This window comes from Stenotrophomonas sp. YJH_SMC_32 (genome assembly GCF_059369975.1).
Map to the genome: position 1 here is coordinate 21,662 of NZ_JCAFTE010000001.1, position 11,867 is coordinate 33,528.

Genomic DNA, 11,867 nt, shown 5'->3' on the forward strand with positions numbered 1-11,867 from the left:
ATGGCGACCGCGCAGGATGCCCCGCACTGGGCCGATATCGGCGAATCGACGTCGGTGGCCGGCGTGCTGTTCCTGTGCTGGGTGCACCGCTGGTTCGGGCGCTGGCCATTCCGCCTGTGCGCGTGGCCGGTGGTGGCCTGCCATTGGCTGGGCAACCGTGTGGGGCGACAGGCCTCGATGCAGTACCTGCAGCGGCTGCAGGCATACAGCGGTGTGCTCGGCCGCGCGCCGACCCGGCGCGACAGCCTGCGCCACTTCTTCGCCTTCGCCGACACGATGCTGGACAAGATCCTCGGCCTGGGCGGGCGCTACCCGGCCAACCGTATTCACCTGCACCGCGACCTGGTGCTGCAGAAGATCGCGCGCCGCGAAGGCGGTCTGATCCTCACCGCGCACATCGGCTGCCTGGAACTGTGCCAGGTGCTGGCCGAACAGGTGCCGGGGTTCCGCATCACCGTGCTGGTGCATACGGCGCATGCGCAGCGCTTCAATCGCCTGCTGCAGCGGCTGGACCCGCTGGCGGCGGTGGAGCTGGTGCAGGTCACCGAAATGGGGCCGGCCACCGCGGTGATGCTGGCCGAGCGCGTGGCGGCCGGTGGCTTCGTCGCCATCGTCGGCGACCGCACGCCGGTGCAGGGCGGCCGCAGCGTCACCGCCGATTTCCTCGGCCATCGCGCGCCATTCCCGATCGGCGCCTATGTGCTGGCCGCGGCGCTGGGCTGCCCGGTCTACACCATGGCCTGCCTGCACCAGGGCGAGGGCTATCGCGTGGCATTTGAACAATTCGCCGAACGCATCGTGCTGCCGCGTGGCTCGCGCGACGCGGCACTTGCCGAACAGGCACAGCGCTTCGCGCGCTGGCTGGAACTCCAGGTCATCCAGTCCCCGTTGGACTGGTTCAATTTCTTCCCCTTCTGGGATCAGGCTCCGCATGACGACTGACGCCGTACCCGTGTGCCGCTTTGGCGATGCACCGTTGACCATCGAAGACGTGGTTGCCCTGGCCCAGCGCCAGTGCGAGGCCGCACTGAGCGACGCGCCGGCGTTCCGCGCACACATCCAGCGCGGTGCCGACTTCCTTGACCGCCTGCTGCGCGAGGATGGCGTGATCTACGGTGTGACCACCGGCTATGGCGATTCGTGCACGGTGAACATCCCGCCGGCGCTGGTGGCTGAACTGCCGCACCACCTGTACACCTACCATGGCTGCGGCCTGGGCCGCTACCTGGACCCGGTCGAGACCCGTGCGGTGCTGGCCGCGCGCCTGGCATCGCTGGTGCGCGGCATGTCCGGTGTCAGCGTGCCGCTGCTGGAAGGCCTGGCCACGCTGCTGCAGCACGATGTGCTGCCGATGATTCCGGCCGAAGGCTCGGTCGGTGCCAGCGGCGACCTGACCCCGCTGTCGTACGTGGCTGCGGTGCTGTGTGGCGAGCGCGAGGTGCTGCACGATGGCCGCGTGCAGCCGGCGGCCGAGGTGCTGGCGAAGATCGGCATGACCCCGCTGAAGCTGCGGCCGAAGGAAGGCCTGGCGATCATGAACGGCACAGCGGTGATGACCGGCCTGGCCTGCCTGGCCTGGCAGCGCGCCGACTACCTGGCGCGCATGGCCACGCGCCTGACCGCGTTCAACGTGCTGGCCAGCGACGGCAACGCGCACCACTTCGACGAAACCCTGTTCGCGGCCAAGCCGCATCCGGGCCAGGGCCGCATCGCCGCGCGTCTGCGCAGCGACCTGCACAGCGAGCGTCCGCCGCGCAATGAACAGCGCCTGCAGGACCGCTACTCGCTGCGCTGCGCGCCGCACGTGATCGGCGTGCTGGAGGACAGCCTGCCGTTCCTGCGCCAGCTGATCGAAACCGAACTGAACAGCGCCAACGACAATCCGCTGATCGATGCCGATGGCGAGCGCATCCTGCATGGCGGCCACTTCTACGGCGGCCACATCGCGCTGGCGATGGACACCCTGAAGAACACCGTAGCCAACGTGGCCGATCTGCTCGACCGCCAGTTGGCGCTGGTGGTCGATGCCCGCTACAACCATGGCCTGCCGGCCAACCTGTCGGCGGCCACGGGCCCGCGCGCGGCCATCAACCACGGCCTGAAGGCGCTGCAGATCAGCGTGTCGGCCTGGACGGCCGAAGCGCTGAAGCAGACCCTGCCGGCCAGCGTGTTTTCGCGCTCCACCGAGTGCCACAACCAGGACAAGGTCAGCATGGGCACCATCGCCGCGCGCGACTGCCTGCGCGTGATCGAGCTGACCGAGCAAGTGGTGGCCGCGATGCTGATCGCCGCCCGCCAGGGCCTGGCGCTGCGCGAACGGGTTGGCCTGAACGCGCAGCTGCATGGCAGTCTGGCCGACATGTACGCCGACCTGGGGCAGCGCATCGCCCTGGTTGAAGAAGACCGCGCGCTGGATCGCGAACTGCGGGAACTGCTGGTGGAGATCCGCGCGCAACGTTGGGAGCTGTATGCCGGTGAATGAGGCCATCGAACGGGTCGGCGAGATTGCGCTGACCCCCGCCTTCCATGACTGCGATCCGATGAACGTGGTCTGGCATGGCAACTACTTCAAGTACTTCGAGATCGCGCGCTGCGCGCTGCTCGGGCGCTATGACTACGACTACCCGCAGATGCTCGAATCGGGCTACCTGTGGCCGGTGGTCGATGCCCGGGTGAAGTACGTGCGCCCGCTGCTGTTCAACCAGGCGCTGCGCGTGGTTGCGCGCATCGTGGAATGGGAGAACCGGCTGAAGATCGAGTACGAGATCCTTGATGCGGAAAGCGGCCAGGTGCTGACCCGCGCGATGACCATCCAGGTCGCGGTGGACGCGGCCAGCAAGGAAATGCTGTACCAGTGCCCGCCGGTACTGTGGGAACGCCTGGGAGTGCCTGCGCCGTGAACATGCTTGCCCGTCTTTCCAGCGTGCTGCTGTGCGCGCTGATGTTCATTGCCGCACCGCAGGTGCAGGCCGCCGACCCCGCCATCGATGCGATCACCCAGGCGGTGGCGCGGCCGGACGTGCTGCGCGGCCAGTTCAGCCAGGAAAAGCAGGTCAGCGGCTTCAAGAACCCGCTGCGCTCGCAGGGCCAGTTCGTGGTCGCGCGCCAGCACGGCGTGATCTGGACCACGCTCAAGCCGTTCCCCTCCGAAGTGGTGGTCACCGCCGACCGCATCCTCAGCCGCCAGCGCGATGGCAGCACCCGTGTCGAGCTCGATGCACGGCAGCAGCCGGCGATGCGTTCGGTGAACGCGATCATGTTCGCGCTGATGAGTGGCGACGTGCAGGCGCTGTCCGGCCAGTTCAACGTGGCGGCCAGCCGTGAAGGGCAGGGCTGGCGGCTGCGGCTGACGCCGAAGTCGGCGATGCTGGCCAAGGCGTTCCAGTCGCTGACCCTGCAAGGTGACCGCTACGTGCGCCAGGTCGAGATCGTCGAGGCCAACAAGGACCGCACGCAGATCCAGTTCAGTGCACTGAGCGAAGCGCCGGCCACGCTCACTGCCGACGAGGCACGCCGCTTTGAGTGAGGGGGCAGCATCGAACGGGCCGGACCGGTTGCGGCGCTGGTGGCACTGGCTGGGCATCGCCTGGCTGGTGCTCCTGCTGGTGTTGGGTGCGCAGCAATGGCGCCTGTGGAGCCAGCAGTCGCGGATCGACACCGACATCCTCGCCCTGCTGCCGCAGGACGCGCATGACCGCCTGTTGAGTGACGTCACCCGGCGCATCGCCGACGGCAGCTCGCGCCAGGTGGTGGTGCTGCTGGGCAGCAAGGATGGCGCCGCCGCCAAGCGCGCACAGGCGGCGTTCGCTGCGGCGATGGCCAAGGACAACGACCGTGCTCTGCTGGTGCCCAGTGGTTCGATCGAAGGCTGGTTCGACGAGGCGCGCGCGTTCTACGCGCCGTACCGCGACCGCCTGCTGACCCCGGCCCAGCGCGAGCAGCTGCAGGGCAGCGAGCCGGGCGCGTTGGCCGAGCAGGCGTTGGCTGCGCTGTACGGTCCGATGGGCGCACCGCGCCTGACCGATTGGCGGCAAGACCCGCTCTCGCTGTGGCCGCAATGGTGGCAGCAGCAGGCGCAGGGGTCGGGGTTGCGGCTGGGCGATGATGGCCTGCTCGAAGCCGAGGGCAAGCATTGGGCCGCGCTGCAGTTCGATACGCCGGGTTCGGCGTTCCAGCTTGACGGCGAGCGCCATCTCGATGGCCTGCTGGAACGTGCCGGGCAGGCCGCCAGGGCGGCGGCGCCCGAGCTGGAAATCCTGCATGCCGGCGTACCGCTGCATGCCGAAGCGGCCGCAGTGCAGGCCAACCAGGAGATCAACACGATCGGCTGGGGCTCGCTGGCCGCGGTGCTGCTGCTGGTGTGGCTGGCGTTCCGTTCGCTGCGGCCGATCCTGCTGGTTGCCGCCTCACTGCTGATCGGCTGCGGCGTGGCGCTGGCGGTGACCGTACTGGTGTTCGGCAAGGTGCACGTGCTCACCCTGGTGTTCGGCGCGTCGCTGGTGGGCGTGGCCGAGGACTACGGCATCCATTGGTTCGCTTCGCGCCAGGCCGAACCGGCCGATCGTCGCTGGAAGCTGCTGCGGCACCTGCTGCCCGGCCTGTGGCTGGCCCTGCTGACCAGCGCGCTGGCCTACCTGGCACTGGGCCTGGCCCCGTTCCCGGGCCTGCGCCAGATGGCATTGTTCTCGGTGGTCGGCCTGGCCGCCGCCTTCCTTACGGTGATTTTCTGGTTCCCGTGGCTGGATGGCGGTGAGATCCGCCAGACCCGTTTCTCGCAGTGGCTGGGCAACACGCTGGAGCGCTTCCCGCGGTTGCATGGCCGCCGGCCGGTGACGGTGTTCGTGGTGATCACGCTGGCGCTGTCTGCCATCGGCATTGCCCGCCTGAACAGCAACGACGACCTGCGCAGCCTGCAGTCCTCGCCGCCGGCGTTGATGGCCCAGCAGATCCGCCTGAGCCAGCTGCTGGGCATGCCCAGCCCGGCGCAGTTCTACCTGGTGCAGGGCAGTGACGCCGCACAGCTGCTGCAGCGCGAAGAAGCGCTGACCGAACGCCTGCGTGTACTGGCCAACGACAAGCGCATTGGTGGCTACCGTGCGATCAGCGACTGGCTGCCGTCGCCGTCGCGCCAGCAGGCCGATGCCGCGCTGACCGCCAAGGTGGAACCGGGCGTGCTGGACGCGGTGTCCGAGGCGGTCGGCGAACCGCTGCCGCGCCCGGATTTCGCCGCTACGCCGCTGACCGCGGAGGCGTTCCTGGCCTCGCCGGCCTCGCAGCCGTTCCGCCACCTGTGGGTGGGCGAGGTCGGCGGGCAGATGATCAGCGTGGTGATGGTCGATGACCTGTCGCGCGCCGATGCGCTGGCCACCCTGCGCGGGGCGGCCGAAGGCCTGCCGGGTGTGCGCTGGGTGGACCGCACCGCCGACTTCTCGCAGCTGCTGGGCCACTACCGCAAGCTGATGGGCGGGCTGCTGCTGGTCGGCATCGTGCTGGTGTTCGGCGCGCTGTGGCTGCGCTATCGCCGCCAGGCCTGGCGCGTGTTCGCGCCGACCCTGATTGCCGGTGCGCTGACCCTGGGCCTGCTGGGCCTGTTCGGCCAGCCACTGCAGCTGTTCAACGTGCTGGCACTGATGCTGTTGCTGGGCATGGGCATCGACTACGGCATTTTCCTGATCGAGCACCGCGGCGACGCCAGTGCCTGGCTGGCCGTGTGCGTGGGCGCGGCCAGCACCTGGCTGTCGTTCGGCCTGCTGGGCCTGTCGCAGACCCCGGCGTTGCGCGCGTTCGGCCTGACCCTGCTGTTCGGCATCGGCCTGGTCTGGCTGATCTCGCCGCTGTTCCGTCCGCCGCCGCACGATCTGCCGCCGGCCTGAACCTGTTTCCGACTTCCTTCTTTCCACTTGATCGAGCAACAAGGACGCACCGATGAACACTGCTGTGGATGCTGTCGAACGTACTGAAATCCTGATCATCGGCGCGGGCCCGGCCGGTTCGGTGGCTGCGGCGATGCTGCGCCAGCAGGGCCGCCAGGTGCTGATGCTGGAACGCCAGCAGTTCCCACGCTTCTCCATCGGCGAAAGCCTGCTGCCGCAGAGCATGGAGTACATCGAGGCGGCCGGCCTGCTGCAGGATGTGGTCGAGGCGGGCTTCCAGTACAAGAACGGTGCCGCCTTCGTGCACGGCGAAGCGCGCACTGCATTCGACTTCAGGAAGAAGTTCTCGCCGGGTTGGGGCACCACCTACCAGGTGCAGCGCGCCGACTTCGACAACGTGCTGGCACGCGGTGCCGAGCGCATGGGCACCACGCTGCGCTTCGGCGACGAAGTGCTTGCGGCCGAGCCGGGCGAGCAACCGGCGGTGACGGTGCGCCGCCCGGACGGCAGTGAATACCGCATCGAGGCCGATTTCATCCTCGATGCCTCCGGTTTCGCGCGGCTGCTGCCGCGGTTGCTGCAGCTGGAGTCGCCGTCCAACTTCCCGGTGCGCGGCGCGATCTTCTGCCACGTGCGCGACAACATTCCGGCCGAAGCGGACTTCGACCGCAACAAGATCCTGATCACCACCCACCCCGAGCACATCGACGTCTGGTACTGGACGATTCCGTTCTCCAACGGCTGCTGTTCGCTGGGCGTGGTCGCCGAGCCGTCGTTCTTCGAGCGCTACGAGGGTGACGACCTGCAGAAGCTGCAGGCCATCGTCGGCGAGGACCCCAACCTGACCGGGCTGCTGGCCAACGCCGAATGGGCGGTGCTGCCGGTGCGCCGCATCACCGGCTATTCGGCCAACGTCAGTTCGCTGTGGGGGCCCGGCTACGCGTTGCTGGGCAACGCCGGCGAGTTCCTCGATCCGGTGTTCTCCTCCGGCGTGACCATTGCCTTCAAGTCCGCGCAGCTGGCCAGTGAATGCCTCAAGCGCCGCTATGCCGGCCAGGCCGTGGACTGGGAGGCCGAGTTCTCGATCCCGCTGCGTGCCGGCGTGAAGACCTTCCGGCGCTTCGTCGAAAGCTGGTACGAGGGCGGTTTCCAGAAGATCATCTACCACCCGCAACAGCAGCCCGAAGTGCGCGACATGATCAGCTCCATCCTGGCCGGCTACGCCTGGGACACCAACAACCCTTACGTGGCCGACGACAGCGGCCGCCGCATGCGCGTGCTGGAGCAGCTGTGCGGCGCGTGATTGCCCGTACTGCGGTGCTGCTGCTGTGCCTGCTGCTGGCCGCCTGTGCCGGCCGCATGCCGAAACCGCAGGTGGAACTGCCGCCGCTGCGCCTGGCGCCGGCCAGCCTGCCGGCGCCGCTGGCGCTGCAGCAGCAGCTGCATTTCCGCTTCGGCACGCATGAGCGCGATCTCGACGCGCTGCTGGAAGCCGACGCCCAGCAGGTGCAGCTGGCCGTGCAGGCGATGGGCCAGACCGGCGTGCGCCTGCAATGGGACGGCCAGCAGCTGACCCAGCAGCGCGCGCCATGGCTGCCACCGCAGGTGCGCGCCGAGCGCGTGCTGGATGACCTGCAGTTCGCGCTGTGGCCGACCGCGGCCATTGCCGCCGTGCTGCCGGCGGGCTGGCAGGTCAGTGATGATGGCCATCAGCGCAGCCTGTCGCGTGAGGGCACCGTGTGGCTGCACCTGCAGCGGCTGGACGATGGCAGCGTGCAGCTGGACAACCGCGCCGAAGGCTATGCGCTGCGCATCGAATCGATCGACATGGCCGGGCCGGACCGATGAGCGCACCGATCTACCTGAACGACCTGGGTGTGGTCTGTGCACTCGGCGCTGACCGCGCCGCCGTGACGTCGGCACTGTTCGCCGACGCGCCGGGCGGGCTCAGCGACAACGAGAGCCTGTTGCCGGGGCGCACCCTGGCGCTGGGGGAAGTACGCACGCCGCTGCCGGCGCTGGATGACCTGCCGGTGGCCCTGCGCGGGCGCAACAATGCCCTGCTGGACGTGGCATTGGCTCAGATCGCGCCGGCAGTGGCCGCGGCGATCGCCCGCCATGGCGCCGAGCGCGTAGCGGTGGTGCTGGGCACCAGCACCTCGGGCATTGGTGAATCCGAGCAGGCATTGCGCAGCCATGCCGAACAGGGCCAGTGGCCGCAGGGCTTTGACTACGCCCAGCAGGAAATGGGCACCGCCGCGCAGTTCGTGCGCCAGCGCAGTGGCGCACAGGGGCCGGCATGGACCCTGTCCACTGCCTGCTCGTCCAGTGCCAAGGCGCTGATGTCGGCCGCACGCATGCTGCGCGCCGGCATCGTCGATGCTGTGATCGCCGGTGGCGCCGATTCGCTGTGCCGCTTCACCGTGGCCGGCTTCAGCGCACTGGAATCGGTCTCGGCCCAACGTTGCAATCCGTTCTCGCAGCATCGTACTGGTATCAACATCGGCGAAGGCGCCGCGCTGTTCCTGCTCACCCGCGAACCCGGCCCGGTATGCCTGGCGGGGTGGGGCGAGTCGGCCGACGCCCACCACATGTCCGCCCCGGACCCGCAGGGCCTGGGCGCCATCGACGCCCTGCAGCAGGCGCTGCAGCGTGCTGGCTGGGCCGCCGGCGAAGTGGACTATGTGAACCTGCATGGGACCGCGACCGGCCACAACGATGCGATGGAAAGCCTGGCCGTGTCGCAGGTGCTGGGCTGCCACGTGCCGGCCAGTTCGACCAAGCCGTTGACCGGCCACACGCTGGGTGCCTCGGGTGCCATCGAGGCGGCGCTGTGCTGGATCGTGCTGGCCGAGAACCCGCAGCAGCTGCTGCCGCCGCACTGGTGGGACGGCGTGGCCGACCCGGCACTGCCGGTGCTGCCGCTGGTCGCACCGGGCACGCGCCTTGCGCAGCCGCCGCGGCGGGTGCTGAGCAATTCGTTCGCCTTCGGCGGCAGCAATGCCGTGCTGGCACTGGAGCGTCGATGAACACGCTGTACGCGATCGAAGACGTGGTGCCGCACCGCCAGGACATGTGCCTGCTGGAGCGCATCACGCAGTGGGACCAGGACGCCATCGAGGCCGAACTGGTGGTGCCCGAGGCCGGCCTGTTCGTCGAGGATGACCAGGTGCCGGCATGGGTCGGCATCGAGTACATGGCGCAGGCCATCGCGGCCTGGGCCGGTTGCCGAGCGCGTGCGGCCGGCAGGCCACCGCAGCTGGGCTTCCTGCTCGGCAGCCGCCGCTACAGCAGCGCGCGCAGCAGCTTCCCCAGCGGTTCGCGGCTGCGCGTACAGGCGCGCTGCGAGTTGTTGGGTGACAATGGATTGGGGATGTTCGCCTGCCGCATCCTGGCAGGCGAGGAAGAATGGGCGACAGCCAACGTGTCGGTGTTCGAACCGGCCGACGCGATGGCCTATCTGGAGAGTGGACAGGCATGACAGGGAATCGAAGCGTGCTGGTGACCGGCGCCAGCCGGGGCATCGGCCGGGCCATCGCGCTGCGCATCGCGCGCGATGGCTTCGACGTGGTGGTGCATTGCCGCAGCCGCGTGGATGAAGCACAGGCGGTGGTCGCCGAGATCCAGGCACTGGGCCAGCAGGCCCGCGTGCTGGTGTTCGACGTGGCCGACCGCGCGTCTGCGCGGGCCGCTCTGGAGGCCGATGTCGAAGCGCACGGCGCTTACTACGGCGTGGTCTGCAATGCCGGCATCGCCCGCGATGGCGCCTTCCCGGCGCTGTCAGCGGACGATTGGGACCAGGTCATCCACACCAACCTGGATGGCTTCTACAACGTGCTGCATCCGCTGATCATGCCGATGGTGCGGCGGCGCAAGCCGGGCCGCATCGTCACCCTGTCGTCGGTCTCCGGACTGGCCGGCAACCGCGGGCAGGTCAACTACAGTGCCGCCAAGGCCGGCATCATCGGCGCCACCAAGGCCCTGGCGCTGGAACTGGCCAGCCGCCAGATCACCGTCAACTGCGTGGCCCCGGGCCTGATCGAGACCGAAATGCTCAACGACGAAGTGGTTGAACACGCGCTCAAGCTGATTCCCGCCGGCCGCGTTGGCCGCCCGGACGAAGTGGCGGCTACCGTGGCGTTCCTGCTGTCCGAACCGGCCGGCTACATCACCCGCCAGGTGATCTCGGTGAACGGAGGCATGCTCTGATGGCCGCCGATCGTCGCGTGGTGGTTACCGGCGCCGCTGCCATCAGTCCACTCGGCCACGACTGGCCGACCATCGAAGCGCACCTGCGCAGCTGCCGCAACGCGGTGCGTGCGATGCCCGAGTGGGATGTCTATGCCGGGCTGAACACCAAGCTGGCCGCGCCGGCGCAGGACTTCGAGCTGCCGCCGAACTACAACCGCAAGACCACCCGCTCGATGGGCAAGGTCGCGATCATGTCGGTGCGCGCCACCGAGGTGGCGCTGCGCGAGGCCGGCCTGAATGAGCATCCGGTGCTGCGCAGTGGCCGTACCGGCGTGGCCTATGGCTCCTCGTCCGGCAGCCACGAGGCCACCGGCGAATTCGGGCGCATGCTCAACGAATTCACCACCGATGGCATCAGCGCCACGACCTATCTGAAGATGATGAGCCACACCGCGCCGGTCAACATCGGCGTGTTCTTCGGCCTGTCCGGGCGCGTGTACACCACCTCCAGCGCCTGCACGTCAGGCAGCCAGGGTGTGGGCGCGGCCTATGAAGCCATCCGCAGCGGCAAGCAGACGGTGATGGTGGCCGGCGGTGCCGAGCAGCTCGATGCCACCGCTGCAGCGGTGTTCGACACGCTGTTCGCCACCAGCGTGCGCAACGACGCGCCGCAGACCACGCCTCGCCCGTTCGATGCCGGCCGCGATGGCCTGGTGCTGGGCGAGGGCGCCTGCACGCTGATCCTGGAAGACCTGGAACACGCGCAGGCGCGCGGCGCCACCATCCTTGCCGAGGTGGTCGGCTACGGCACCAACAGCGATGGCCAGCACGTCACCCAGCCCAGCGCCGACACCATGGCCCAGGCCATGCGCCTGGCATTGGAGGACGCCGGCCTGGACGCGGCGCAGATCGACTACGTCAACGCCCATGGCACCGCCACCGACCACGGCGACATCGCCGAGACCCAGGCCACCGCACAGGTGTTCGGCAGCCGCGTGCCGATCAGCTCGCTGAAGAGCTACGTCGGCCACATGCTGGGTGCCTGTGGCGCGTTCGAGGCCTGGGTGAGCATCCAGATGATGCGTGCCGGCTGGTTCGCGCCCACCCTGAACCTGGCCGCGGTCGACCCGCGCTGTGGCCAGCTCGACTTCATCACCGGGCAGGGCCGCGAACTGCAGGCCGAGTACGTGATGAGCAACAACTTCGCCTTCGGCGGCATCAACACCTCGCTGGTGTTCCGCCGCTGGAGCGAGTGATCCACTGCGCCAACACACCGTTCCCGTTACCCCCGCACCCTCGACAAGGAGATGTTCCGATGCGCCGCACTCTCATGATCGCCACGGCTACCGCGCTGCTGGCCCTGACTTCCACCGCTTCCGCCCGCGACACGCGTGTCGAACAGTCCCTGCAGGAACTGGTCAATTCGCAGGCCGCCAAGGACGCCGGCATCGACGGCAGCGTGCGTTTCTATCTGGCCGGCCAGCCGGTCAGCGTGCAGCAGCGCCTGGGCGAAGACGTGACCAACAAGAAGACCAACGCCGCCAACAAGAGCGATGCCGAGGCCTGCCGCTGGGTTGCGCTGTCGGCACTGCGCGCGCTGCAGGACGGTGCCAAGTCGCGCGGCGCCAACGCCGTGGTCGACATCGTCAGCTATTACAAGAAGAACGAGTTCAAGAGCAGCACCAACTACGAGTGCTACGCCGGTGCCATCCTCGCGGGTGTCGCGCTGAAGGGCACTTACGCCAAGGTCAAGTAAGCGCCCGTGTGGCGGCGGCGCAGCCTGAACGTCGCCGCCACATTGCT

12 protein-coding genes are annotated in these 11,867 nt (G+C 68.7%); all 12 read left to right on the top strand.

The annotated features are described in order from the left end of the window. The 12 genes from AC5P7S_RS00120 to AC5P7S_RS00175 are packed head-to-tail and all read left to right on the top strand — an operon-like array spanning window position 1 to window position 11,820. Window positions 1-942 carry a lysophospholipid acyltransferase family protein gene (locus AC5P7S_RS00120; RefSeq protein ID WP_005420301.1) on the top strand — a complete coding sequence of 314 codons (942 nt, stop codon included), beginning with the start codon at window positions 1-3 and terminating at the stop codon, window positions 940-942. Next, entirely contained in the window at window positions 932-2,482 is a 1,551-nt protein-coding gene (locus AC5P7S_RS00125) for an HAL/PAL/TAL family ammonia-lyase (protein ID WP_032954644.1), read from the top strand. The genes AC5P7S_RS00120 and AC5P7S_RS00125 overlap by 11 nt, the downstream gene beginning before the upstream one ends. After that, on the top strand, window positions 2,469-2,900 hold the full coding sequence (locus AC5P7S_RS00130) for an acyl-CoA thioesterase (RefSeq protein WP_005411603.1): 432 nt from the start codon (window positions 2,469-2,471) through the stop codon (window positions 2,898-2,900). Before AC5P7S_RS00125 ends, AC5P7S_RS00130 begins: the two co-directional genes overlap by 14 nt. A gap of 2 nt (window positions 2,901-2,902) precedes the next feature. Next, window positions 2,903-3,526, top strand: a complete 624-nt coding sequence (locus tag AC5P7S_RS00135) for a LolA family protein (protein WP_170944939.1) — start codon at window positions 2,903-2,905, stop codon at window positions 3,524-3,526. Next, window positions 3,519-5,873: an MMPL family transporter gene (locus AC5P7S_RS00140; RefSeq protein WP_095378248.1), complete on the top strand. Its 2,355-nt coding sequence runs from the start codon at window positions 3,519-3,521 to the stop codon at window positions 5,871-5,873. The genes AC5P7S_RS00135 and AC5P7S_RS00140 overlap by 8 nt, the downstream gene beginning before the upstream one ends. A gap of 52 nt (window positions 5,874-5,925) precedes the next feature. Then, window positions 5,926-7,176 carry an NAD(P)/FAD-dependent oxidoreductase gene (locus AC5P7S_RS00145; RefSeq protein ID WP_095378247.1) on the top strand — a complete coding sequence of 417 codons (1,251 nt, stop codon included), beginning with the start codon at window positions 5,926-5,928 and terminating at the stop codon, window positions 7,174-7,176. After that, window positions 7,164-7,721: a DUF3261 domain-containing protein gene (locus AC5P7S_RS00150; protein WP_005420289.1), complete on the top strand. Its 558-nt coding sequence runs from the start codon at window positions 7,164-7,166 to the stop codon at window positions 7,719-7,721. Before AC5P7S_RS00145 ends, AC5P7S_RS00150 begins: the two co-directional genes overlap by 13 nt. Beyond that, window positions 7,718-8,902: a beta-ketoacyl-ACP synthase gene (locus tag AC5P7S_RS00155; protein ID WP_095378246.1), complete on the top strand. Its 1,185-nt coding sequence runs from the start codon at window positions 7,718-7,720 to the stop codon at window positions 8,900-8,902. The genes AC5P7S_RS00150 and AC5P7S_RS00155 overlap by 4 nt, the downstream gene beginning before the upstream one ends. After that, window positions 8,899-9,354: a hotdog family protein gene (locus AC5P7S_RS00160; RefSeq protein WP_005420287.1), complete on the top strand. Its 456-nt coding sequence runs from the start codon at window positions 8,899-8,901 to the stop codon at window positions 9,352-9,354. The genes AC5P7S_RS00155 and AC5P7S_RS00160 overlap by 4 nt, the downstream gene beginning before the upstream one ends. Further along, window positions 9,351-10,082 carry a 3-ketoacyl-ACP reductase FabG2 gene (locus tag AC5P7S_RS00165; RefSeq protein ID WP_049416034.1) on the top strand — a complete coding sequence of 244 codons (732 nt, stop codon included), beginning with the start codon at window positions 9,351-9,353 and terminating at the stop codon, window positions 10,080-10,082. Before AC5P7S_RS00160 ends, AC5P7S_RS00165 begins: the two co-directional genes overlap by 4 nt. Next, a complete protein-coding gene (locus AC5P7S_RS00170; RefSeq protein WP_005420285.1) occupies window positions 10,082-11,320 on the top strand; it encodes a beta-ketoacyl-ACP synthase in 1,239 nt (412 codons plus the stop codon). Before AC5P7S_RS00165 ends, AC5P7S_RS00170 begins: the two co-directional genes overlap by 1 nt. A gap of 59 nt (window positions 11,321-11,379) precedes the next feature. After that, window positions 11,380-11,820 (top strand): hypothetical protein, encoded by a 441-nt coding sequence (locus tag AC5P7S_RS00175; RefSeq protein ID WP_005420284.1) that lies wholly within the window; start codon window positions 11,380-11,382, stop codon window positions 11,818-11,820. Window positions 11,821-11,867: the final 47 nt, after the last annotated feature.

Bases quoted from the DNA above. Each gene is read 5' to 3' on its own strand.
- AC5P7S_RS00120 (WP_005420301.1), top strand. From the start codon at position 1: ATGGCGACCGCGCAGGATGCCCCGCACTGGGCCGATATCGGCGAATCG.
- AC5P7S_RS00125 (WP_032954644.1), top strand. From the start codon at position 932: ATGACGACTGACGCCGTACCCGTGTGCCGCTTTGGCGATGCACCGTTG.
- AC5P7S_RS00130 (WP_005411603.1), top strand. From the start codon at position 2,469: ATGCCGGTGAATGAGGCCATCGAACGGGTCGGCGAGATTGCGCTGACC.
- AC5P7S_RS00135 (WP_170944939.1), top strand. From the start codon at position 2,903: ATGCTTGCCCGTCTTTCCAGCGTGCTGCTGTGCGCGCTGATGTTCATT.
- AC5P7S_RS00145 (WP_095378247.1), top strand. From the start codon at position 5,926: ATGAACACTGCTGTGGATGCTGTCGAACGTACTGAAATCCTGATCATC.
- AC5P7S_RS00155 (WP_095378246.1), top strand. From the start codon at position 7,718: ATGAGCGCACCGATCTACCTGAACGACCTGGGTGTGGTCTGTGCACTC.
- AC5P7S_RS00160 (WP_005420287.1), top strand. From the start codon at position 8,899: ATGAACACGCTGTACGCGATCGAAGACGTGGTGCCGCACCGCCAGGAC.
- AC5P7S_RS00165 (WP_049416034.1), top strand. From the start codon at position 9,351: ATGACAGGGAATCGAAGCGTGCTGGTGACCGGCGCCAGCCGGGGCATC.
- AC5P7S_RS00170 (WP_005420285.1), top strand. From the start codon at position 10,082: ATGGCCGCCGATCGTCGCGTGGTGGTTACCGGCGCCGCTGCCATCAGT.
- AC5P7S_RS00175 (WP_005420284.1), top strand. From the start codon at position 11,380: ATGCGCCGCACTCTCATGATCGCCACGGCTACCGCGCTGCTGGCCCTG.